At 60.4% G+C, this 24,155-nt stretch carries 18 protein-coding genes; 5 read left to right on the top strand and 13 right to left on the bottom strand.

What is annotated here, in order from left to right; genetic code table 11:
- The first annotated feature begins 86 nt into the window (after nucleotides 1-86).
- Genes LOY38_RS15885 through LOY38_RS15895 form a run of 3 tightly spaced genes read left to right on the top strand, consistent with a single transcriptional unit; the run spans nucleotide 87 to nucleotide 5,568 of the window.
- Complete coding sequence (locus tag LOY38_RS15885) at nucleotides 87-1,331, top strand: exonuclease SbcCD subunit D C-terminal domain-containing protein (RefSeq protein ID WP_258696045.1); 1,245 nt, start codon at nucleotides 87-89, stop codon at nucleotides 1,329-1,331.
- Complete coding sequence (locus LOY38_RS15890) at nucleotides 1,328-4,969, top strand: SbcC/MukB-like Walker B domain-containing protein (RefSeq protein ID WP_258696046.1); 3,642 nt, start codon at nucleotides 1,328-1,330, stop codon at nucleotides 4,967-4,969. The genes LOY38_RS15885 and LOY38_RS15890 overlap by 4 nt, the downstream gene beginning before the upstream one ends.
- Nucleotides 4,966-5,568 (top strand): glutathione S-transferase, encoded by a 603-nt coding sequence (locus LOY38_RS15895; protein ID WP_258696047.1) that lies wholly within the window; start codon nucleotides 4,966-4,968, stop codon nucleotides 5,566-5,568. Before LOY38_RS15890 ends, LOY38_RS15895 begins: the two co-directional genes overlap by 4 nt.
- 63 nt (nucleotides 5,569-5,631) lie before the next feature.
- Here the strand turns inward: LOY38_RS15895 and LOY38_RS15900 are convergent, their stop codons facing one another.
- The 9 genes from LOY38_RS15900 to LOY38_RS15940 all read right to left on the bottom strand — a co-directional run bounded on the left by LOY38_RS15900 (nucleotide 5,632) and on the right by LOY38_RS15940 (nucleotide 12,596).
- On the bottom strand, nucleotides 5,632-5,889 hold the full coding sequence (locus tag LOY38_RS15900; RefSeq protein WP_258696048.1) for a hypothetical protein: 258 nt from the start codon (nucleotides 5,887-5,889) through the stop codon (nucleotides 5,632-5,634).
- Nucleotides 5,886-6,098: a hypothetical protein gene (locus LOY38_RS15905; RefSeq protein ID WP_258696049.1), complete on the bottom strand. Its 213-nt coding sequence runs from the start codon at nucleotides 6,096-6,098 to the stop codon at nucleotides 5,886-5,888. The genes LOY38_RS15900 and LOY38_RS15905 overlap by 4 nt, the downstream gene beginning before the upstream one ends.
- Nucleotides 6,099-6,213: 115 nt before the next feature.
- Nucleotides 6,214-6,339: a hypothetical protein gene (locus LOY38_RS15910; protein ID WP_258696050.1), complete on the bottom strand. Its 126-nt coding sequence runs from the start codon at nucleotides 6,337-6,339 to the stop codon at nucleotides 6,214-6,216.
- Between the two features lie 207 nt (nucleotides 6,340-6,546).
- Complete coding sequence (locus LOY38_RS15915; protein ID WP_019650041.1) at nucleotides 6,547-6,726, bottom strand: hypothetical protein; 180 nt, start codon at nucleotides 6,724-6,726, stop codon at nucleotides 6,547-6,549.
- A 155-nt stretch (nucleotides 6,727-6,881) separates the two neighbouring features.
- The gene (locus tag LOY38_RS15920; RefSeq protein WP_258700737.1) at nucleotides 6,882-8,051 is read right to left on the bottom strand and encodes a lactonase family protein; all 1,170 of its coding nucleotides are present in this window, start codon (nucleotides 8,049-8,051) and stop codon (nucleotides 6,882-6,884) included.
- Entirely contained in the window at nucleotides 8,044-8,340 is a 297-nt protein-coding gene (locus LOY38_RS15925; protein ID WP_258696051.1) for a DUF5629 family protein, read from the bottom strand. The genes LOY38_RS15920 and LOY38_RS15925 overlap by 8 nt, the downstream gene beginning before the upstream one ends.
- A gap of 174 nt (nucleotides 8,341-8,514) precedes the next feature.
- Nucleotides 8,515-10,095, bottom strand: coding sequence for an aldehyde dehydrogenase (NADP(+)) (locus LOY38_RS15930; RefSeq protein ID WP_258696052.1), 1,581 nt, complete (start codon nucleotides 10,093-10,095; stop codon nucleotides 8,515-8,517).
- 10 nt (nucleotides 10,096-10,105) lie between these two features.
- Nucleotides 10,106-11,098, bottom strand: a complete 993-nt coding sequence (gene araD1, locus LOY38_RS15935) for an AraD1 family protein (RefSeq protein ID WP_258696053.1) — start codon at nucleotides 11,096-11,098, stop codon at nucleotides 10,106-10,108.
- A 175-nt stretch (nucleotides 11,099-11,273) separates the two neighbouring features.
- On the bottom strand, nucleotides 11,274-12,596 hold the full coding sequence (locus LOY38_RS15940) for an MFS transporter (protein WP_258696054.1): 1,323 nt from the start codon (nucleotides 12,594-12,596) through the stop codon (nucleotides 11,274-11,276).
- Between the two features lie 193 nt (nucleotides 12,597-12,789).
- Between LOY38_RS15940 and LOY38_RS15945 the strand changes: the two genes are divergently transcribed.
- The gene (locus LOY38_RS15945; protein ID WP_258696055.1) at nucleotides 12,790-14,526 is read left to right on the top strand and encodes an IlvD/Edd family dehydratase; all 1,737 of its coding nucleotides are present in this window, start codon (nucleotides 12,790-12,792) and stop codon (nucleotides 14,524-14,526) included.
- Nucleotides 14,527-14,734: 208 nt separating this feature from the next.
- Nucleotides 14,735-15,454 (top strand): FadR/GntR family transcriptional regulator, encoded by a 720-nt coding sequence (locus LOY38_RS15950; protein ID WP_258696056.1) that lies wholly within the window; start codon nucleotides 14,735-14,737, stop codon nucleotides 15,452-15,454.
- Between the two features lie 176 nt (nucleotides 15,455-15,630).
- Here the strand turns inward: LOY38_RS15950 and LOY38_RS15955 are convergent, their stop codons facing one another.
- The 4 genes from LOY38_RS15955 to pepN form a co-directional block, all read right to left on the bottom strand.
- On the bottom strand, nucleotides 15,631-18,015 hold the full coding sequence (locus tag LOY38_RS15955; RefSeq protein WP_258696057.1) for an RND family transporter: 2,385 nt from the start codon (nucleotides 18,013-18,015) through the stop codon (nucleotides 15,631-15,633).
- A 28-nt stretch (nucleotides 18,016-18,043) separates the two neighbouring features.
- Nucleotides 18,044-19,111, bottom strand: a complete 1,068-nt coding sequence (locus LOY38_RS15960) for a YCF48-related protein (RefSeq protein WP_258696058.1) — start codon at nucleotides 19,109-19,111, stop codon at nucleotides 18,044-18,046.
- Nucleotides 19,112-19,354: 243 nt separating this feature from the next.
- Nucleotides 19,355-20,535 (bottom strand): IS3 family transposase gene (locus tag LOY38_RS15965; protein WP_258696059.1). Its coding sequence is split into 2 segments (ribosomal slippage): nucleotides 19,355-20,271 and nucleotides 20,271-20,535, totalling 1,182 coding nucleotides; the frame shifts between segments, so codons are not numbered across the junction.
- A 952-nt stretch (nucleotides 20,536-21,487) separates the two neighbouring features.
- A complete protein-coding gene (gene pepN / locus LOY38_RS15970; RefSeq protein ID WP_258696060.1) occupies nucleotides 21,488-24,145 on the bottom strand; it encodes an aminopeptidase N in 2,658 nt (885 codons plus the stop codon).
- Between the last annotated feature and the right edge of the window lie 10 nt (nucleotides 24,146-24,155).

The raw sequence follows: 24,155 nt of genomic DNA on the forward strand, positions 1-24,155 counted from the left end.
CCCGACCTTTTGCCAGTAAACTCTCCCCTCTTTAGCCGCCATCATTTTCCTCGCGGCCATCACCTTATTTTGTTGCGGAGTACGCCTTGCGTCTGTTTCACACCTCCGACTGGCACCTTGGGCAGAACCTCCACGGCCAGGAGCGCGATTTCGAGCACGCCTGCTTTCTCGACTGGCTGCTGCGGCAACTGAAGCTGGATCAGCCCGATGTGCTGCTGATCGCCGGCGATATCTTCGACACGGTCAACCCGCCGGTCAAAGCCCAGGAACGCCTCTACGACTTCATCGTCAGCGCCCACGAACAGCAGCCTTTGCTGACCATCGTGATGATCGCCGGCAACCACGACTCCGGCTCACGAATCGAACTGCCCGCGCCGTTGATGCGGCGCTTGCGCACCCACGCCCTCGGTCGCGTGCTGTGGCTCGATGACGGTCAACTGGATGCCGAACGCCTGTTGCTGCCGTTGCCTGATGCCAGCGGCGAAATCGTTGCCTGGTGCCTGGCCCTGCCGTTCCTGCGCCCCGCCGAAGTGACCGGCGCGCATTTGGGCGATAACTACTTGCGCGGCATCGGTCAGGTTCACGAATGGCTGATCGAAGCGGCCAACGCCAAGCGCAAACCGGGCCAGGCGTTGGTCGCCATCAGCCACGCGCACATGGCCGGCGGCTCGGTGTCGGAAGACTCAGAGCGCAGCCTGATCATCGGTAATGCCGAAGCCCTGCCCGCCGGCCTGTTCGGACCGAGTATCAGCTACGTAGCCCTGGGGCATTTGCACAAACCGCAGAAGGTCAACGGCGAAGAACGCATCCGCTACAGCGGCTCGCCGATTCCATTGTCATTCTCCGAGATCAATTACCAGCATCAGATCCTCGACATTCAACTCGATGGCGAAACATTGGTCAGCGTCGAACCACGTCTGATTCCGCGTTCCGTCCATTTGCAACGCCTCGGCCCCGCGCCATTGGCGGAGGTCCTGCTGCAACTGGCCGACCTGCCCAACATCGACCTGCTCGCCGATATCCAGCGCCAGCCGTGGCTGGAAGTGCGGGTTCGTCTCGATGAACCGCAACCGGACCTGCGCCATCAAGTGGAAACAGCGTTGCAAGGCAAAGCCGTGCGGCTGGTGCGGATTGCCGCCGAATACGCCGGCAACGGCAGCCGCGACGGCGTCGATGACGGCACAACCTTGATCGAACTGGATCAGCTTTCGCCCCAGGAACTGTTCAGCCGCGCGTGGCAGGACAGCTACGGCAGCGAGGTCGACGAGCAAACGCTCAAGGACTTCGCCGAGCTGTTGCAGGACGTGCAGATGGAGAGCGAGCAGCCATGAAAATCCTCGCGATCCGCCTGAAAAACCTCGCCTCCCTGGCCGGGCCGTTTGAAATCGACTTCACCGCCGAGCCCTTGGCCAGTGCAGGCTTGTTTGCGATTACCGGGCCCACTGGCGCCGGTAAAAGCACCCTGCTCGACGCGCTGTGCCTGGCGCTGTTTGGCGCCGTGCCGCGCCTGAACAACACCGGCCGCGATGCCAAGGTCCCCGACGCCGATGGCGAAATCGGCACCGGCGACCCGCGCACCTTGCTGCGTCGTGGCACCGGTGAAGGCTATGCCGAAGTGGATTTCGTCGGCATCGACGGTCGCCGCTATCGCGCTCGCTGGGAGGCCAACCGCGCCAGGGAAAAGGCCGGCGGCAAGCTGCAAGCCAGTCGTCAGAGCCTGCGCGACATCGATCAGGATCAACTGCTGGCCAGCCAGAAAGGCGAATACAAAGCTCAGCTCGAAGCCGCGCTGGGCCTGAACTTCGAACAGTTCACCCGCGCCGTGTTGCTGGCCCAGAGTGAGTTCAGCGCCTTCCTCAAGGCGGACGACAACGACCGCAGCGAGCTGCTGGAAAAGCTCACCGACACGGCGCTGTACACCCGCCTCGGTCGCCGCGCCTTCGACAAGACCAAAGAAGCTCGCGAAGCCCATAAGCTGTTGCAGGATCAGGCCACCGGGGTCACGCCGCTTTCCCCCGAAGCTCGGGCCGAGCTTGATGAGCGTTTCAACGATGCCCAGCAGCAACTCAAGGTCCAGCAGGCACAGCTCAAACAGCTGGAGTTGCAACACACCTGGCTCAAGGAACTGAGCCGGTTGCAGGACGCGCAACAGAGCGCCACCGAGCAACTGCACTGCGCCCAACAAGATTGGAACAATCTGGCCGGCGAGCGCTTGAAGCTGACCCGCCTGGAACAATTGGCCCCACAACGGCATCAATTCGCACGCAAGACTGAACTCACCGCCCAGCTCACACCGCTGGCGGCGCAGATTCAGCAGCACACGCAACAGCAAACCGGGCTGACCGAACGACAGACTCAACTCGAACAGAGCCTGAGCACCGCCCAAACGGCGCTGACCCAAGCGCAAAGCCAACACACCGCCAGCGCGCCACTGCTGCGCCAGGCTTTCGAGGAGCAAAGCACCCTCGCCCGCCTGGTCAAGGATGCCACCCTCAGTGCCGACCTCAAGCAGCAGGCGGAACAGGCCTGCACTCAGGGTCAGGGCACGATTCAGGGTTTGCTCGGCCAGCAGAAACAGGTCGCCGAACGGTTGCAGCGGATTGCCGGTGAGCTTGAACAAAGTGCTCATCTGGCGCCGCTGAGCGATGCCTGGAGCGCCTACCGCGATCGCCTGCAACAACTGATGCTGATCGGCAATCGCCTGAACAAGGGTCAGGCCGAACTGGCCGCTCTGGAGCAAAGCGCCGCCCGCGCTGCCGAGGAACTGGCCACACAGCGCCAGAGCCTTGAAGTGCTGTACAAAGAGGCCGGCGCCGAGCCCGAGGCAGTGGCCGAGCAGATTCAGATTCTCGGCAGTTTGCTTCAGGACAACCGCAAGCAATTGCGGGCTTTTGAAGAGCTGACGCGACTGTGGGCCAGCCAGCAGGAACTGGACAAGCGTGGCGCCGAGCTGCAACAGCGGCAACAGGTAGCGCTGCAAGAACGAGATCGCTTAACCCGCGAAGGTGGCGAAGCAAAGGCTGAATTGGCAGTTGCCGAACAGACCCTGACCGTCACCCGCGAACTGCTGGAGCGTCAGCGACTTGCGCGCAGCGAAAGCGTTGAACAATTGCGCGAACAACTGCAGGACGATCAGCCCTGCCCTGTATGTGGCAGTGCCGAGCACCCTTACCACCAGCCAGAAGCACTACTGCAAAGCTTGGGTCGTCACGATGAAAACGAGCAGGCGAACGCCAAAAAAGCCGTCGATCTACTCAATGAAAAAGTCATCGATCTGCGAGCACAATACAGCGGAATAATCGCTCAACTGAAAGAGCTTAAACAGCAGCAAGAACAGCTCGCGACTCAGCAACAAGGCCTGACACCGAGCCTCGAAGCACACCCGCTGTCCGCTCAACTGCTGGCCCAGGACGCAAGCAAACGCGATGCCTGGCTGACCCAACAAAGCAGTCAGTTGAACCAGAGCATCACGCAAGACGAACACCGGCAAACCGCCCTGCTCACCCTGCAACAGGATGCCGCGCGCCTGGCGCAGCAACTGCGCAGCGCCGAAGCCGCGAACCAACAGGCGACACAACACCTGCTCAACCAGCAACGCGAGTTGAGCAGCGATCGCCAACGCCTGGACGAAGAACTGACGGCGTTCAGCACCCTGCTGCCAGCCGAGACGCTCGAAGCGTTGCGCAACGAACCCGCCGCGACCTTCATGCAGCTCGACCGGCAGATCGCCCAGCGCCTGGAACAACTCGACCAGCAGCGCGATGAACTCGGTGAACAGCAACAACGCCAGCAGACGCTGGACAAAGAACAGTACCAACAGCAGACCCGCACCCAGCAACTGGACACCGCACAACAGCAGTTCACCGCGCTGGCCGGACAGCAACAGGCTTGCCAGGAAAAACTGACTCAGCTGCTGGGCGAACACGCCAGCGCCGAACAGTGGCAGCAGCAACTGGATCAGGCCGTCGAGCAGGCGCGTAGTGCCGAAGCGACGGCCAACCAGGAACTGCAAACCGTGCGCACGGGGTTGGTGCAGCTGGCCGCCGAGCTCAAGGCACAGCAGGAACGTGCGCAGGCCCTGGAAACCGAAGACCGCGAGTTGAGCGGCAAGATCGCCGACTGGCGCGCGCAGCATCCAGAGCTGGACGACGGCGGACTGGAAGATCTATTGAGCGTCGATGATCAACAGGTCAGCGAACTACGCCAGCAGTTGCAGCAAAGCGAGAAAGCCATCGAGCAAGCCAAGGTGCTGTTGCAGGAGCGGGACCAGCGCTTGCTCGATCATCAGGCGCAGCACAACGGCAATCTGCACGCCGAACAACTGGCCACGGCGCTTGCCGAGCTGCAAAGCCTGTTCGCCGCCAGCGAACACCGCTGCGCCGAATTGCGCGCCGAACAAGCCGAGGATCAGCGTCGGCAGAACGCCAATCAGGCGTTGGCGCAGCAGATCGCCAATGCCTACGCCGAGTACCAGCGCTGGGCACGTTTGAATGCGCTGATCGGTTCGGCCACCGGCGACACCTTCCGCAAAATCGCCCAGGCCTACAACCTCGACCTGCTGGTGCATCACGCCAACGTTCAGTTGCGGCAACTGGTGCGGCGCTATCGCCTGAAACGTGGCGGTAGCATGCTCGGATTATTGGTGATGGACACCGAGATGGGCGACGAACTGCGCTCGGTGCATTCGCTGTCCGGCGGCGAAACGTTCCTGGTGTCACTAGCCCTGGCGCTCGGGTTGGCGTCGATGGCGTCGAGCACGCTGAAAATCGAATCGCTGTTCATCGACGAAGGCTTCGGCAGCCTCGATCCGGAATCCCTGCAATTGGCCATGGACGCCCTCGACGGCTTGCAGGCGCAAGGGCGCAAGGTCGCGGTGATTTCCCATGTGCAGGAAATGCATGAACGGATTCCGGTGCAGATTCAGGTCCACCGCCAAGGCAACGGCCTGAGTACGCTGGAGGTGAAATGAATACGCTGTATTCGTTCCGCCGTTGCCCTTATGCCATGCGCGCACGCATGGCCCTGCGCTATTCAGGGGTTGAGGTGAATATCGTCGAGGTCAGCCTCAAGGCCAAACCTGCCGAAATGCTCGCGCTGTCGAGCAAAGGCACAGTGCCGGTGTTGAGTGTGGATGGGCGGGTGATCGATGAGAGCCTGGAAATCATGCGCTGGGCGCTGGCGCAGAACGATCCGCAGGACTGGTTGCTCAAGGATGATCCGCAAGGACAGCAACGCAGCGCCGCACTGATCGAAGAGAACGATCAAGTGTTCAAGGTGCACCTGAATCGCTACAAGTACGCCGAGCGCTATCCCGAGCAGCCGATGGCGTTTTATCGCGCCGAGGGCGAGGTGTTCTTGCGCAAACTGGATGAATTGCTGGAGGGGCGCGACTACTTGCTGGCCGGGCACCCCAGCCTGGCAGATATCGCGGTGATGCCATTCGTGCGGCAATTCGCCCATGTGGATCGCGAGTGGTTCGGGCAGACGCCTTATGTGCGATTGCAGGCGTGGTTGCAGCGGTTTCTGGAGTCAGAGTTGTTTACCGGCGTGATGGCAAAACAAAAGTAAGAGCATTCCATTGTGGCGAGGGGGCTTGCCCCCTCACCACAATTGACCTCATATGCTGGGGATTCAGGCCAATACCGAGCACATCCCCAACGCCGAGCAATCCACCTGGAATGGCCCGAAGAATTCGCTATTGGATTTGCTCGGCGGATTACCCGCCAGCAGCTCCAGGGCCTTGGCAGTCTGGATGTTGTGGGCGATGTTGTGGTTGCATTCGATGGCGCGTGCCACCGACCCCGCCGAGCCCTGCCCGATCCCCAACAACGAAGCGCCATTGGTCATGAACGCCAGGAAGGCGATGACCCAGAGTCCGCGTCCTTTCATGCCCCTGCCACTCCCGCCACGTCGGCGTCATCAACCACCGCGTTTTGAGCGCGGTGTTCGAACTGGATGCCGGGATAAGCGACCTGAATCGGTGCTTGAAGGCTGTGTTGCGATTGGGTGGAAAGGCTGACGAGCAACACCATGGCCAAGTAAAGACCAATGGCCAGGTACGCGCCGTGTTTGGCAGAAGTGAGAATTGCGCTGGCCATGGTGTTCTCCGTGGGCATGTTTCAGTGCCCACAGAATCGATCAAAAAACAGAAGATAACTAGCGACCTTTATGCATAGTAGCTATCAGTTTTATTGATCATGAACCCAGCGTGTTTCAGTCCTCGATAAAGCTCATCAAGCGCTCGCGGGCCGCCTCAGGCTCGTTGGAAACGGGCTCGGCAGCCGACAGAATCGGGGTGGAATAGAGAAACAGGAGAACCACTGCCAGACGCATCGCCATGCTGTCGATCCTTATTGGGGAAGGAGTCAAAAAATCAGCGTCAAATTTAAACTCATGGCCATGTGATATCAAGCAATACATTGATAGCAATATGATGCTGTCGTAAACACGTTATGCAGGAGCGACATCACTTCGGGGCTTTTCGACGCCTTACAGGTCGATCGGCAAGTGACTTCGCTCCTGCATAAAAGGTGCAGGGCTGACATTTCAGTGTTGGGTTTTGTGATCCAGCGCGGCGTAGAAGTTGGCGCTCTGTTGCAGGTATTTCTGGGTGTAGCTTTGGGTGTGGGATTTTTTGTCGCTGATTTCAACGTTGGCACTGGCGGGCAGCGCAACGGTCGCGGAGATAGCGGAAGCGGCGATGACAGAGAAGAGATTGAAGTTCATGGCGGTATTCCTCGATTCAGTTGGCTTGCTTGCCCGGTTGGGCCCTGAAGCAAACTTAACTCCCGAGGGTCGGCGCCTTGAAATGCTTTGTAGCATTAGCCGATATCAGTCTCATTAATAGAAGGTTGCAGGCCCCATCAACCGGGGCCTGCGGCCTATTGACGCAGCAGGAACTTGAGATCGCTGGGGGCATCCATCGGCAGTTTCTGCACGGTTTTGCCCAACAGACCGGTCTTGGCATCGCGCTCGACGACGACAATCTGGTTGCTCTTCTGGTTGGCAATCAGCACGAACTTGCCACTGGGGTCGAGGCTGAACTCGCGCGGGTGATCACCGTCCACCGAGCGGCGTTGAAGCTCCTTGAGGTGGCCGGTGGCCGGGTCGATGGCGAACACCAGCAACTGATTGGCGGTGCCGCGGTTGCTGACGTAAAGGAACTTGCCGTCGGCCGAGGCGTGAAGCGCAGCCGCAGCCTTGCCCGATGTCGGCAGACCCGCCGCCAGATCGACCAACTGCGTTTGCTCGAGTTTGCCGTCCTTATAGTCGAACACCGCCACCTGCGCACTCATTTCCATGGTCAGCCAGGCGTGTTTGCCATCGGCGCTGAACAGCAAGTGTCGCGGCCCGCTGCCGGGTGGCAACTGGACGGATGCAGGTTTGGCGGCGGTCAGCGGCAGCTCCGGATTGGCCTTGGGGTCGAAGCGATAGACGAAGATCTTGTCCGCCCCCAGGTCATTGGAAAACACGTAGTGGCCATCCGGCGAAGAAACCACCGAATGCACGTGCGCCGACATCTGCCGCTCGGGGTTGACCCGGCTGGACGGGTGACTGCTCATCTGCACCACCGGTTTGAGCGTGCCATCGGCGCCCACCGGTAACACCGCCAGGGTGCCACCCGGGTCTTCAGCCACCGAGTAGTTGCTGACAAACAAATGGCTGGCATCACCGCTGACGCTCGAATGCGTCGGCTCGTTGCCCAGGGTTTGCACCTGATTGATCAGGCTCAGCTCATGGGTCTTGGGGTCGATCGCATAGCTGCTGACACGCCCTACCGGATCGGCCTGACCGGGGCCGTTTTCGTTGACCGCGAACAGGCGCTGTTGATCCTTGGACACGGTCAGCCAGGATGGGTTGGCGCTCTTCACCACTTGCAGGGGTTTGGCGTCGATCTGCCCGGTGCGGCTGTCGAAGTTCAGGCGATAAATCCCCTGGCTCTGGCCGGCGGTGTACGACCCCACCAGCAACTCGTAGCTGTCGACCGGCGCTGCCTGCACGCCCATCGCGCCAACGCTGCCGGCGATCAACAGTGGCCAGAAGTTACGCATCCTCATTCGTTTCGTCCTCGTCGTCACCACCGCCGAACGCTTCCATGGGCACCAGCCGGTGCTCGCCGGAATCACCGGTGATGATCCAGCTCTTCAGGCCAGGATCGAAAGTCGCCGCCGCGATCTGCGCCACGCTGAACTCCCAGCGCTTGAGCGCCCGACCGTCCATGCATTCGATGTGCAGGTTATCGTCTTCATCGAGGGAAAATTCGAAGGCGTGCAGCCCGTCGATCTCCAACATGTCGCAGTGTTCAAGGGCTTCGATCAAGGTGTTGGTTACGGCAGTCATGGCAGTCAATCTTTGAATGGGAAAGCCGCAATGATAGCTCATGCACTAAAGGATCGTTCCACTGGTCCCTGTGGGAGCGGGCTTGCCCGCGATGGCGGCAGTACAGCCAACATCGCAGTGACTGCCAGATCGCTATCGCGGGCAAGCCCGCTCCCACAGGGTTTACGCTCACCGTTAGAGAGCATCGCGGGACGGCTTGCCATCGACCAGGCGCTGGATGCGCAGCGGATTGCCATTCTTCAACGCTTCCGGCAGCAGGCTGTCGGGGTAATTCTGGAAACACACCGGGCGCAGGAAACGGTCGATGGCCAGGGTGCCCACCGAGGTGCCGCGCGCATCGGAAGTCGCGGGGTACGGCCCGCCATGCACCATCGAATCGCAAACTTCCACACCGGTCGGATAGCCGTTGAGCAGGATCCGTCCGACCTTCTGTTCCAGCAATGCCGTCAGCTCACCAAAGCGTTCGAAGTCCGCCGGCTCACCGATAACGGTCGCCGTCAGCTGTCCGTGCAGGCCATTCAACGCGGCACTGAGTTGCGCCTGACCCGCCACTTCGACGAACACCGTGGTCGGGCCGAATACTTCCTCTTGCAGCACTTCATCGCCATCGAGCAACAGGCTGACATCGGCCTTGAACAGTTGCGGCTGCGCCTGATTGCCTTGTTGCGGGTTGCCCGCCAGATGCTCGATCTTCGGATGCGCGAGAAGCTTCTGCAGGCCTTTGCCATAGCTGCTCAATGTGCCGGCGTTGAGCATGGTTTGCGCCGGCTGATCGCCGATCAGCCCGGCCACCTGTTGCACGAACGCGCTGAACTGCGGCGAACAAATGCCGATCACCAACCCTGGATTAGTACAGAACTGACCACACCCCTGGACCACCGAAGCCGTGAGGTCACGGGCGACGCTTTCAGCACGAGTTTCCAGCGCCTGCGGCAACACGATCACCGGGTTGATGCTCGACATCTCGGCGAACACCGGAATCGGCTGCGCACGTGCCGCGGCCATGTCGCACAGCGCACGACCACCCTTCAGCGAACCGGTAAAGCCGACGGCTTGAATCGCCGGGTGTTTGACCAGCGCTTCACCCACCCCGCCGCCGTAGATCATGTTGAACACACCGGCCGGCATGGCGGTTTTCTCGGCGGCGCGGATCACGGCGTCAGCCACCCATTCAGCAGTTGCCATGTGGCCACTGTGAGCCTTGAACACCACCGGGCAGCCGGCGGCCAAGGCTGAAGCGGTGTCCCCCCCAGCCGTGGAAAACGCCAACGGAAAGTTACTCGCACCAAACACCGCTACCGGCCCCAGGCCAATTCGGTACTGACGCAGGTCCGGACGCGGCAATGGCTTGCGCTCAGGCAGCGCCCGATCGATCCGCGCCCCATAGAAATCACCGCGCCGCAGCACCTTGGCGAACAAACGCATCTGGCCGCTGGTGCGACCACGCTCACCTTGAATCCGTGCCGCCGGCAACGCCGTTTCGCGGCAGACCACCGCCACGAACTCATCGCCCAGGGCGTCCAGCTCATCGGCAATCGCATCCAGAAACTGCGCGCGGCGCTCAGCGCTCAGGCTGCGATAGGCCGGGTACGCAGCAGCGGCAGCCTTCGCGGCGGCGTCGACCTCATCAAGGGTGGCCTGATAAAAATCGTGGGGCAAGGCCTCGCCGGTGCTGGCATCGACGCTCTGGAGTTTGACGGTGCCGGTAGCGCTGCGCTGGCCGCCAATGTAGTTGTGACCAAGAATCCGGGTCATGGGTGTCTCCTTAAAGTGTGCCAACGGTGCCGGGCTCGAACGCCGCTTCAACGGGCGCAATGCCGTTGATCAACGGCGCGCCGAACTCGGCCTGGCTGATCTCGAACACATCACCCGGTTGGGTGCGAATGCCGTCGGCGAAGGACAGGGTCGCGGTGCCGAAGAAGTGAATGTGCACGTCGCCGGGGCGCAGGAACTGGCTGTACTTGAAATGGTGATACTCAAGGTTTGCCAGGCTGTGACACATGTTCGCTTCGCCGCTGAGGAACTCGTTCTGCCACAGCACCTCGCCGGCGCGCAGGATGCGGCTGGTGCCTGCCAGATGCCGAGGCAATTCACCGACCCGAAGTTCCGGGCCATAGCTGCAACTGCGCAGTTTCGAATGGGCCAGGTAAAGGTAATTCTTGCGCTCCATCACGTGATCGGAAAACTCGTTGCCCACGGCGAAACCGAGGCGATACGGTTTGCCGTCGTGGCCGATGACATAGAGGCCGCTGAGTTCAGGTTCTTCACCTGCGTCTTCAGCGAACGGCGGCAGCGGGAACGGTTTACCCGGTCGCACGACGATGCTGCCATCGCCCTTGTAGAACCACTCCGGTTGCACACCGGCCTGCCCTGTCGCCGGTTTGCCGCCCTCCACGCCCCACTTGAAGATGCGCATGGTGTCGGTCATGGCGGCTTCGTCGCCGACCTGTTGATGCATTTTGTCCCGGGCCGAAGCGCTGCCCAGATGAGTCAGGCCGGTGCCGCTGACCAGCATGTGCGCCGGGTCCGGGTGATCCAGCGGTGGGAGGATTTGCAGATTGGCCAGCAGCGCTGAATAGTCGTGACTGATGCCCAGGCCCAGGGTTTTAACCTGTTGCTCAAGATTGACACCCGCCTCGATCGCCGCCAGCGCCAGATCCCGCACCGAGCGCGCACTCTGCACTTCGCGGACCAGGCCGTCCTCGACCACGCCGACGCGGCGTTCGCCGTTACTCAATTCGAACTGAACTAAACGCATGATTTTCTCCAGTTAACGCAAAACTTCAAAACAACGCAGGACCCTGTGGGAGCGGGCTTGCCCGCGATGACGGCGGCACATTCACCATTGATGTGCCAGGCAGATTGCAATCGCGGGCAAGTCGAATCGTCGCACCGCCGCTCCCACAGGGTCGGTGGTGAGCGCTTATTTCGTGTCAGGTGCGGGTGGCCCCACGCGCACTGGCCGCAAATTCATCGGCCGGCAGCAAATGCTTACGCTCCAGCAGCCGATAAACCACGCCGGTCAAGACCAGGCCGAACACCATCACGCAGGACAGGAAGTACAACCCCGAAGCCAGATTGCCGGTGTATTCCTTCAGCGCACCGATCACGAACGGGCCGATGTAGCCGCCGAGGTTGCCCACCGAGTTGATCAACGCGATCCCCGCCGCCGCACTGGCGCCGGCGAAGAAGCGCCCCGGCAAGGTCCAGAACACCGCCGTGCAGGAAAACAGCGCGAACGCCACCAGGCACAGCGCCGCCAATTGCAGCACCGGCACCGACAGCCAGGCGCTGAGAAACAGACCGATAGCGCCCAACACATACAACACCGCCAGATGACCATAACGATCATTCAAACGATCGGAACTGCGCGGAATGATCAGCAAACCGATGATCCCGAAGATGTACGGCACCGACGACACGAACCCGGTCACCAGGTCCGTACCACCGAACTGCTTGATCAACGTCGGCAACCACAGACCCAGGCCGTAGATGCTCAGGGTCACCGGCAGATAGAACAGCGCCAGCAGCAACACCCGTTTGTCCTTCAGCGCATGCAGCGGATTGCCGTGACGGGTCTGACCGTATTCCTCCAGGTCCTTTTTCAGCTCGCCGGTGAGCCAGTCCTTCTCCGTCTGGTCCATCCATTTCACCTGTTGCGGGCCGTCCGGCAAGTAACGCAGCACCGGCCAGGTCAGCAAGATCGCTGGCGTACCGATGACGATGAACAGCCACTGCCAACCGTGCAGCCCAAGCATGCCGTCCATGCCGAGCAAGCCGCCGGACACCGGGCCGGTGATCATCATCGCGATAGGCTGGGAAAGGATGAACAGCCCGAGAATCTTGCCGCGATGACGAATCGGGAACCATTGGGTGATGTAGTACAGAACGCCCGGAAAGAACCCGGCTTCGGCCGCGCCGAGCAGAAAGCGCATCACATAGAAGCTGTTCGGTCCCTGGACGAACGCCATGCCGATGGTGATGGCGCCCCAGGTGAGCATGATCCGCGCGAACCAGCGCCTAGCGCCGAAGCGGTCGAGCATCAGGTTGCTGGGGATTTCCAGCAGGAAGTAGCCAATGAAGAACAGCCCGGCACCGAGCCCATAAGCCGCGTCGCCCAGGCCGATGTCAGCGCCCATGTGCAGCTTGGCGAACCCCACGGCGGAGCGATCCACATAGGCGATCAGGTACAGCAGGATCAGGAAGGGAATCAGTTTCAGCGTGATGCGACGGATAAGCCGCAGTTCCTGGCTCATGAGTTCGGTCTCCGATTGTTGTTGTTATAGAACCTCGGGGGACGCCTCTCACGGAATACCACCAGGGCCATCCCTCCGTTGAAATCGACTATATAGTAATACTATTTAACCAACAACACTTCCAAACACCCGGAATAGCGCTTATGTTACGCCATAGCTAGAACAATATAGTCATACAATAAGAGAGCCGATCATGTCTGATAAGAAACCCACCCTGCGCTCCGCCCAATGGTTTGGCACTGCCGACAAGAACGGCTTCATGTACCGCAGCTGGATGAAGAATCAGGGCATCGCCGACCACCAGTTCCACGGCAAGCCGATCATCGGCATCTGCAACACCTGGTCGGAACTGACCCCGTGCAACGCGCATTTCCGCCAGATTGCGGAGCACGTCAAACGCGGAGTGATCGAAGCGGGCGGCTTCCCGGTGGAATTCCCGGTGTTCTCCAACGGCGAATCGAACCTGCGCCCCACCGCCATGCTCACCCGCAACCTGGCGAGCATGGACGTCGAGGAAGCCATTCGCGGTAACCCGATCGATGGCGTGGTGCTGCTCACCGGCTGCGACAAAACCACCCCGGCGCTGCTGATGGGCGCGGCCAGTTGCGACGTGCCGGCGATCGTCGTCACCGGTGGGCCGATGCTCAACGGCAAACACAAGGGCCAGGACATCGGCTCGGGCACGGTGGTCTGGCAGCTCAGCGAACAGGTCAAGGCCGGCACCATCACCCTCGATGATTTCCTTGCGGCCGAAGGCGGAATGTCGCGCTCGGCCGGCACCTGCAACACCATGGGCACGGCCTCGACCATGGCCTGCATGGCCGAAGCACTCGGCACTTCCCTGCCCCACAACGCGGCGATTCCGGCGGTCGATGCGCGCCGTTATGTACTCGCTCACATGTCCGGCATGCGCGCGGTGGAGATGGTTCGCGAAGATTTGAAACTGTCGAAGATCCTCACCAAGGAAGCCTTCGAAAACGCCATCCGGGTGAACGCTGCCATCGGCGGTTCGACCAACGCGGTGATCCACCTGAAAGCCATCGCCGGGCGCATCGGTGTCGAGCTGGACCTGGATGACTGGACCCGCATCGGTCGTGGCATGCCGACCATCGTCGATCTGCAACCGTCCGGGCGCTTCCTGATGGAAGAGTTCTACTACGCCGGCGGCTTGCCCGCGGTGTTGCGTCGCCTCGGCGAAGCCAACCTGATTCCGAACCCGAACGCCCTCACCGTCAACGGCAAAACCATCAGCGAGAACACCAGGGACGCGCCGATTTACGGCCAGGACGAAGTGATCCGCACCCTCGACAACCCGATCCGCGCCGACGGCGGCATCTGTGTGTTGCGCGGCAACCTGGCGCCACTGGGTGCGGTGCTCAAGCCCTCCGCCGCGAGTGCCGAATTGATGCAACACCGTGGCCGTGCAGTGGTGTTCGAGAACTTCGACATGTACAAGGCGCGGATCAACGATCCGGAGCTGGACGTGGATGCCAACTCGATTCTGGTGATGAAGAACTGCGGCCCCAAGGGTTATCCGGGCATGGCCGAAGTCGGCAACATGGGGTTGCCGGCCAAACTGCTGGCCCAGGGCGTGACCGATATGGTGCGGATCTCCGACGCACGTATGAGCGGCACCGCCTACGGCACGGTGGTCTTGCATGTGGCACCGGAAGCCGCCGCCGGCGGGCCTTTGGCGGCGGTGAAGGAAGGTGACTGGATCGAACTCGACTGTGCCAGCGGCCGTCTGCACCTGGACATCCCCGATGCCGAACTCGCGGCGCGCATGGCCGACCTGCAACCGCCGCAACAGTTGCTGGTGGGCGGCTATCGCCAGCTGTACATCGACCATGTGTTGCAGGCGGATCAGGGCTGCGACTTCGACTTCCTCGTGGGGTGCCGAGGATCCGAGGTACCGCGTCACTCTCACTAATCACCACAACCCCTGTGGGAGCGGGCTTGCCCGCGATAGCGGTGGATCAGTCGCCATCAATGTTAAACGTGATGGCCCCATCGCGGGCAAGCCCGCTCCCACATATTGATCTTCATCTGATTCAGGACCGTGCTTGCTCTGGCGACCGTCCTCGCCGCGCCTGCTATCATGCGCAGCACCTCCATCGCACAGGATCGCGCCGTTCCCCATGGATTACCGCAAACCCTCCGACCGCAAAAGCATGCACTCGCGCATCGTCCAGGAACTGGGCATGCAGATCGTCTCGGGACGTTTCAAGCCGGATGACAAACTGCCCGCCGAAGCCCTGTTGTGCGAGGAATACGCGGTCAGCCGGCCAGTCCTGCGCGAAGCCACCCGAGTGCTGGTCGCCAAGGGCCTGGTGTATTCCCGTCCGCGGGTCGGCACGGTGGTCAAGCAGCGTAAGGAATGGCACATGCTTGACCCGGACGTGCTGCACTGGCTGATGCAAAGCAGCCCGCAAAATGAATTCTTTGATCTGTTGACCAGCGTGCGCAGCATCATCGAACCGGCCGTCGCCGCGTTGGCCGCGCAGTTCGCCACCGAGGAAGACATCGCCTCCATCGGTGAAGCCTACCAACGCATGGAAGCGGCGCCGACACCCGAAGCCTTGCTGCAACCAGACCTGGATTTCCACAGCCGAATCGCCGACGCGACCCACAACGACTTGCTGGCAAACCTGTGCAACATGTTGTCGGTGGCGATTGCCGAAGCCTTGAAGCACTCCAACCAACGGCCGAATCTGCACGAACTGGCGTTGCCGCGGCACAAGGCGATCCTGACCGCTATCGAGAATCGTGATGCGTTGGGCGCACGGCATGCGACGCTGGTGCAACTCGACGATGCGCGCAGTGCACTGAATGTGGTGCTCGGCACCGATCCCTCATAACCACCATTGAACCTTGTGGGAGCGGGCTTGCCCGCGATTACGGAGTGTCAGTCGATATAGATGCTGAATGATCCGCCGCAATCGCGGGCAAGCCCGCTCCCACAGGGACTGATGTGAAGTTTGAGATGAAAAAAAGCCGCAACCTCAGGTTGCGGCTTTGTTGTTTCAGCGACCGGTCAGTGAGCGAACAGCGAGTTGCCCTTCTGCCCCGCCAGTTTCTCTGGTTTGATCAGGAACCGCGCCAGCGCTGGCAGCAGCCACAACGCGCCGAACATGTTCCAGAGCAGCATGAAGGTCAGCATCAGGCCCATGTCGGCCTGGAATTTGATGGCCGAGAAGATCCAGGTACACACGCCAATCGCCAGGCACAGACCGGTGAACAGCACGGCTTTACCGGTGGACTTCAGCGTCTGGTAGTACGCCTCTTGCAGCGGCAGGCCAGCACGCAGGAAGCTTTCCAGACGGCTGTAGATGTAGATCCCGTAGTCCACGCCAATCCCCACCCCAAGCGCCACCACCGGCAAGGTCGCGACTTTCACGCCGATGCCCATGAACGCCATCAACGCGTTGCCAAGGACCGAGGTCAGTACCAGCGGCAGCACAATGCACAAGGTCGCCGCCCAGGAGCGGAAGGTGATCATGCACATGGTTGCGACACAGATGTACACCAACACCAGAATGGTCAGCTCGGAGCGTTTGATCACCTCGTTGGTGGCCGCTTCGATCCCGGCGTTACCGGCGGCGAGGATGAATTCCAGGCCTTCCTTGTTGTTCTCCTTGGCGAAGTCCTGCACCGAATGCACAACGCGGTCCAGGGTTTCGGCCTTGTGGTCATTGAGGAACACCAGCACCGGCGCCAGGGAGCAATTGTTGTTGTACAAGCCATCGGCACGGGCGATGGAGTTGTTCAGCACGTCCGGGTTGCGCGACAGGGTTTCCCATTTCAGGTTGCCCTCGTTCATGCCCTTGATCATCTGCTTGGACACGGTCACCAGCGAGATCGCTGACTGCACGCCTTCGGTGTTCTGCATCTTCCACATCAGCTCGTCGATCGGTGCCATGGCCTCATAGCGCGAGCAACCTTCAGACTTGGTCTTGACCATCACCACCAGCACGTCGGAACTGGTGGAGTAGTTGTTGATGATGAAGCTGTTGTCCTTGTTGTAACGCGAGTCCGGACGCAGTTCCGGCGCGCCCTGGTCGAGGTCGCCGATTTTCAGGTTCTGGCTGTACCAGAGGCCTCCACCGAAGGCGATCAGCGCCAGGGCAATGGAAACCGGTGCGACTTTCGGGCTGGCAAAGTTCGACAGCAGGCGCCAGAACGGATGCTCGCGGTGCGCGTCTTTCTTGCTGCGGTCGACGGCGCGTTTGCTGATACCGACGTAGGAAATGGCTACCGGCAGCAGGATCAGGTTGGTGAACACGATCACCGCCACGCCGATCGACGCGCCGATGGCCAGTTCGCGAATCACCCCGATGTCGATGATCAGCAGCGTGATAAAGCCCACCGCATCCGCGAGGATGGCGATCATTCCCGGCAGGAACAACTGGCGGAATGTGCGGCGTGCCGCTGTCAGCGCGTTTTCCGCCTCGCTGGACTGCAAGGCGATGCCGTTGATTTTCTGCACGCCGTGGGAAATCCCGATGGCGAAAATCAGAAACGGCACCAGCATCGAGTACGGGTCGAGCCCGAAGCCGAAGAAGTGCATCAGGCCGAGCTGCCAGACCACCGCTACCAACGTCGTACTCAACACCGCCACGGTACTGCGCATGCAGTTGGTGAACCAGTACAGCAAAATCAGGGTAATGACGAAAGCGACGCCGAAGAACATCACCACCATGACCAGCCCATCGATCAGGTCGCCGACTTTCTTGGCGAACCCGACGATGTGGATCTTCACGTTGGGGTTCTGGGCTTCGAATTTGTTGCGGATCTTGTCTTCAAGTTCGTGAGAAAACTTGCGGTAATCCAGTGCCAGCAACTTGCCCTGGTCCTGCGGGTCCGGGTAGGACTCCAGCAGCGGGATGTCGACGATGCTCGACTTGAAGTCGTTGGCCACCAGCCGCCCGACTTGCCCGGACTTGAGCACGTTATTGCGCAGCAGGTCGAGGCTTTGCTGGGAGCCGCTATAGCTCTGGGGGATCACTTCACCACCGGCGAAGCCCTCCTCCGTCACCTCGGTCCAGCGCACGCTCGGGCTCCACAGCGACTTGAGGCCGGAACGGTCGACGCCGGAGATGTAGAACACCTCGTCGTTGATCTGGCGCAGGGTCTCCATGTACTCCCTGGAGAAGATGTCACCATCAGTGGCTTCCACGGAAATCCGTACCGTATTGCCCAGGTTCGCCAGATCGTTGCGGTGCTCCATCATTTTTTCAATGAACGGATGCTCGAGCGGGATCATTTTTTCGAAACTGGTGGACGGCCGGATCAACGTCGCCTGCCAGAACAGGAAAATACTGACCAGCAGGCAGATGACGATCACCGCCGGGCGGTTGTTGAAGATCAGGCGTTCAAGAAACGTCGCCTTGTCCTGATGAGGAGTGCTTAAGGATGTCATAGACCCGCCTTCTTATTATTTGCCCGGCTCATTTGGACGACCCGTTTTTTCCATTCTCTGCGCCCGTTGGCGAAGTGACGCGAACGCCGCCCTGGCCTGCCAGAATCAGATTACCGTTGCCCGCCGCCGTGACCGCCGAGACGGAGATGCGATCCGGGCGGTTGAACACGCTGAAGGTTTCGCCGTCGTCGCTGCTGCGGATGATGCTGCCGCCGTTGCCGACAATCACGATGGAGCCGTCGTCGAGCAGCGTGGCACCGGACAGGCCGAACTCCAGCGCGCCCCGTGCAGCCTTGAGCTCGACCTGCTCCCAGGTGCTGCCGAAATCCGTGGAGCGGTAGAGATTGCCCCGCAACCCGTAGGCCAGCAACGTGGCCGGTTGCGCGGTGCCGATCACGCCGAACAGCGAACCTTCGTACGGGCCTTCAAGCTTTTCCCAAGTCTGCCCTTCATCGCTGGAGCGGAACATGCTGCCCTGCTCGCCAACGATGAAAATGCCGGAATCCTTGACCGCCGCAATGGCGTTGAGGTGGTACTGGTCTTCGTTGTCGAGGCGGTCGCTGACGTCTTCCCAGTTTTTACCGCCGTCGGTGGTTTCCAGCAACGCACCGTAAGCGCCCACGGCAAAGCCGCTGTTGACGTCCTTGAACCAGACGTCGAGCAGCGGCGATTCGCGTTTCAGGTCTTCGAATTGTTTGGTCCAGGTGATGCCGCCATCTTCGCTGGCGAGGATCTGCGCGTCATGGCCGACGGCCCAGCCGTGTTTGTCATCGACAAAAAATACTGCCGTCAGCAGTTGCCGGGTCGGCACCTTGGCCTGGGTCCAGGTCGCGCCCTGGTCGTCGGAATACAGAATGTGCCCGCGATCGCCGACCACCACCAGGCGTTTGCCGGCGTGCACGACATCGAGCATCAGGCCTTTGCTGGCCTTGGCGGATTCAACGGAATAAACCACGTCGGAGGCTGGTGCGGCGGCGGCCAACACAGGCGCCGAAAGTACGGCACAGCTCAACAGCGAGAGCGCTGTAGCCAGCAACGCGAACCTGCGTAACGCCAGCGGGCGGCAAATACTCACACCCATGACAGGCTCACTCATAGACCTTCCCCCATTATTATTGTTAGGTCGTTCAACCTTTCAGGGCGCCGTAAGGGGTGCTCGCCGGGATTGCCCTATTCAGAAGCATAGTCCTGAAACCCGCAATCCAGAGCGCCCCTTCGGAAGCTGGCTTATCCTATCGGGGTTTGGAAAGGTCTGACAATCGACGCCACGTTATGTTTTGTTAACTGGAGGGGATATGGGTTGTGGGTGAATGAGGAGGTATTCGGAGGGGTGTAGTGGTCAACTAATTCCGGACACCTCGATAGGAGGTTTAGACGCCATTGCCCGTTCGTAAACGGTCGGTGGCAGATATCCCAGTTTCGAGTGCAGCCGCTCGTTGTTGTAAAACCCAACGATGTATTCAGTGATGTCACGTATCGCTTCGGCGTGGTTGGCGTAATCACGCCGCCATACCCGCTCCATTTTCAAACTCAGGAAGAAGCGCTCCATCACTGAGTTGTCCCAGCAATTACCTTTACGGCTCATGCTTTGCTGCATTTCATTTCTTGCCAACAGCGCTCTGTAGCTTGCGCTCGCGTATTGGCTGCCACGATCCGAGTGGGCGACCAGACCCGGTGGTGGTTGACGCTGAGCAATCGCCAGTTGCATTGCACTACACACCAGCTCAGCCGGCATGTTCGGGGCCATGGACCAGCCGACTATCTTGCGTGAGAACAAGTCCAGCACCACGGCCAGGTATAACCAGCCGCTTCGGGTCCGGATGTAGGTAATGTCTGCCACCCAAGCTTTGTTTACTGCGTCAGGTTCAAATTGGCGATTCAATACATTTTCAGCAATCGGCAGGTCGTGGTTGCTATCTGTCGTATGCACAAACTTACGCTTCCAAGCCGAACGCAGACCGTTGGCACGCATCAAGCGACGAATTTTATAAAGGCCTATTTCCATGCCCTTGGCGTGCAACACTTTACGCAACGGACGACTGCCATAACAGCCGCCACTTGCGGCAAACGATGCCTTGAGTTGCAGAGCCATGGGACAAATTGATGTTGGCACTTCAGCACGTTTGTTGGCTTCGTAGAACCCGGATCGACTGATGCCCAGCAGCCGACAGACATGCGCCACCGAATAAGCCTTCTGTTGCAGCTGCCGAACCAAGCGATACGTTACTTCAGCTCGCGGGCAAAGAAGGCGGTAGCCTTTTTTAATACATCGTTATCCATCTTGAGCTGGCGATTTTCCTGCTCCAACTGCCGGATACGTTGTTGCTCAGCAGTCAACGGTTTGCCGATTCCGACATCTCCCAGCTGTTCAGCCTCGTACTGCTGCACCCAGCGCCGGACGGCGGTCTCACCAATATTCAGGTCGCGGCAGACCTGCGGAACGGCCAGTCCCTGGTCCTTGATCATCTTTACCACTTGCAGTTTGAAGCTGTCGTCGAATGTTCTGCGTTTGCCAGTCATGAAAAAATCCTCGATAGATGCATTCTCCACCTATCGAGGTGTCCGGGGAAATTAGACCACTGCAGTTTGGGGTTTGGGGTTTGGGGTTTGGGGTTTGGGTGCATATCCGTTGCTGCGGTAACGGCGGCTGGCGGTTTCGCTCTTACAGCGAGTCACTTTGGAAAAGCCCCAAAGTAACCAAAGGGCTCTTGCCCCTTTCGTTCGGTGCCTCGCCCGGGCTCGGCATGCCCTCGCTCCGGTCCTGCTCCGTGGGCCCGCCGCCATCGGCCATCCATGGCCGGGGGCGGCTAACCCGGCATCCATGCCGGGTTGCCCACTGCGCAGAACCGGAACGAAGCCTCTCGAGGGGGCGGTGCGTCAAGATCAAAAGCTGCAGGCGAGCTAACGCTCGGCCTGTTGAGTGGTGAAAAGCAGAGCGGATGTGCTCTGATTTTTTGTGTGAGCTGGCTTGTCGGGTCGCCGCATCGCTGCGATGGCGGCCTGTCAACCGACCAATCTTCCCCCGGATGTACCCAGTCCAACTGTGGGAGCGAGCCTGCTCGCGAAGCTGTTGATCTTGCTGTTGCTGTTGCTGTTGCTTTGGCTTTTGATCTTGATCTGTCTGCCCCTTTCCCAGAGGCCGAACGCAGGTATTGCGCAGGGGGCACCGCGGCAAGGATGCCGCGGTAGCCGCCCCCGGCCATGGATGGCCGATGGCGGCGGGCCCCCGGAGCAATGCCGGAGTGAGGGCATGCCGAGCCTGGGCGAGGCACCGAATGGTGGGGCAAGACCTTTTGGTTACTTTTGGGGCGTTTGCCAAAAGTGACCCGCTGTAAGAGCGGAACCTTAAGTGGCCATTACCGCAGAAACGGATATGTACACCATCAAAAATCCCGGTCGGCTATCAGGCCGCCTTCGCGGGCAAGCCTCGCTCCTACAGGGTCCGTGTGAACCCTGCAGGAGCAGACCAAACTCAGGCCAGGCTTTTGCTGACCACTTCAAACACGTCGCTGGACAGTTGCCCCGACGCACGAATCCGCTCCAGTTCGCCTTTCATCAACGCCTGACGGGCACTGTCGTACTTGCGCCAGCGCGTCAGCGGTGCCAGTTGGCGAGACGCGATCTGCGGATTGAAGCCGTTCAACTCGATCACCAGATCCGCCAGGAACCGATACCCGGAACCGTCAGCCGAATGGAAGTTGATCAGGTTCTGCCCGGCAAACGCACCGACCAGTGCCCGCACCTTGTTCGGGTTCTTGATCGTGAACGCAGGGTGTTGCATCAAGGCTTTGACCCGTGCCAGACCACCCGGCAACGTGCTGCCGGCCTGAACGCTGAACCACTGATCCATCACCAGCGGATTGTCCTTGAAGTGCTCGGCGAAGCTCGCCAACGCCGTGGCTTTCTGTTCTTCGAATGGCGAATTCACCAGTACCGCCAATGCGGTCAGGCGTTCAGTCATGTTGTCGCACGCCTCGAACTGCTCAAGGGTTGACGCCAAGACTTGCGGCTTGCCGCTGAGCATCAGGTACGACAGCGCGATGTTTTGCAGCGCGCGGCGGGCAAAATGCTCAGCCTCGGCCACATACGGAGTCTTTTTCGACAGATCGCGATTAGCTTCATAACGCTGCCACAGCGGTTCGAACAGATTGTCCGCCAGCTGCTTGCGAGCAAATTCGCGAGCGGTATGGATGGCCTCGACATCAGCCACTTCGCTGATTTCGGTCAGGTAGGCTTCGCTCGGCAGCGAAAGCATTTCCGCAACCATCGCCTGATCCAAAGTCTCGTCGGACAGCACGGTACGCAGCGCTGCAACCAGACGCTGATCCAGTACCAACGCTTCACCCTTCTGCTGCTGGGCAATCAGCTCTTGCAACACCTGCACCGACAGTTGCTGACCGGCATCCCAGCGGTTGAAGCCGTCGCTGTCGTGCTGCATCAGAAACATCAGTTGATCGCGGTCGTACGGGAAGCTCAGCTTCACCGGCGCCGAGAAGCCACGCAGCAACGACGGCAGCGGCTTTTCAGCCATGTCGACAAAGGTGAAGGTCTGCTCGGCTTCAGTCACCGAGATAACCCGCGAAGTGCCCTGAGCGCTGGCTTCGCCGGACAGACGCAATGCAATCGCCGCGCCTTTCGAATCAAGAAGCCCCAGCTCCACCGGAATCACGAACGGCAGTTTTTCCACCTTGTCCGGGGTTTCCGGGCAGCTCTGGCGGAAGGTCAGGCTGTAGGTTTGCGCAGCGGCATCGTAGGACTCGCTCACCACCAGACGCGGTGTGCCGGCCTGGCTGTACCAGCGTTTGAACTGGGTCAGGTCGACACCGTTGGCGTCTTCCATGGCCTTGATAAAGTCGTCGCAGGTCACGGCCTGACCGTCATGGCGTTCGAAGTACAGGTCGCTGCCTTTGCGGAAACCGTCAGCCCCGAGCAAGGTGTGGATCATCCCGACCACTTCCGAACCCTTTTCGTACACGGTCAGGGTGTAGAAGTTGGAAATCTCGATGAAGCTGTCCGGGCGCACGGCGTGGGCCATGGGGCCGGCGTCTTCGGCGAACTGGTGGGTGCGCAGATACGCCACGTCCTGGATGCGCTTGACCGTGGCCGAGTTCATGTCGGCGGAGAACTCCGAATCCCGGAACACGGTGAAGCCTTCCTTCAGCGACAACTGGAACCAGTCGCGGCAGGTCACGCGGTTGCCCGACCAGTTGTGGAAGTATTCGTGGGCAACGATCGCTTCCACCCGTTGGTGCGCGGCGTCGGTAGCGGTCTCGGCGCGGGCCAGCACGGCGCTGGAGTTGAAGATGTTGAGGCCCTTGTTCTCCATGGCGCCCATGTTGAAGTCGTTGACCGCGACGATCATGAAGATGTCCAGGTCGTACTCGCGACCGTAAACCTCTTCGTCCCAGCGCATCGACTTTTTCAGGCTGTTCATGGCGTGCTGGCACTTGTCGATGTTTTCCGGCTCGACGTAGATACGCAGCGCCACGGAGCGCTCGGTCATGGTGGTGAAGGTGTCTTCGACGCACCACAGGTCACCGGCCACCAGCGCGAACAGGTAAGCCGGTTTCTTGAACGGGTCTTCCCAGGTCGCCCAGTGCCGGCCGTCTTCGCCGGGACCCGAGGCAATCGGGTTGCCGTTGGACAGCAGCACCGGATAGCTGTGCTGCTCGGCCACCACGGTGGTGGTGAACGTGCTCATCACATCCGGGCGGTCGAGGTAATAGGTGATCTTGCGGAAACCTTCGGCCTCGCACTGGGTGCAGAACATGGTGCCGGATTTGTACAGGCCTTCAAGGGCGGTGTTGGTTTCCGGGTGGATCCGGACACTGGTGTCGACCGTGAAGCTTGTGCTGGTCGGATGCAGGGTCAGATGATTCTCGGTCAACTGGTAGTCGGTGGCGCTCAGTTCCCGGTCGGCCAACGTCACCGACAGCAGGTCGAGTTGCTGACCGTCCAGCACCAGCGGCGGCAGGCCCGGGCCACGCTCGGGATTGCGGCGCATCACCAGTTGCGCATGGACCAGGCTGTGGTCCTCGAACAACTCGAAGGTCAGGTGCGTCTCGTCGATCAGGTACTCGGGCGCCTGATAGTCCTTCAGGTAGATCATCTTCGGTTGTTCGGTGCGCATGCTGGAATCC

The sequence above is a fragment of the Pseudomonas sp. B21-015 genome, from assembly GCF_024749285.1.
Lineage (GTDB): Bacteria > Pseudomonadota > Gammaproteobacteria > Pseudomonadales > Pseudomonadaceae > Aquipseudomonas.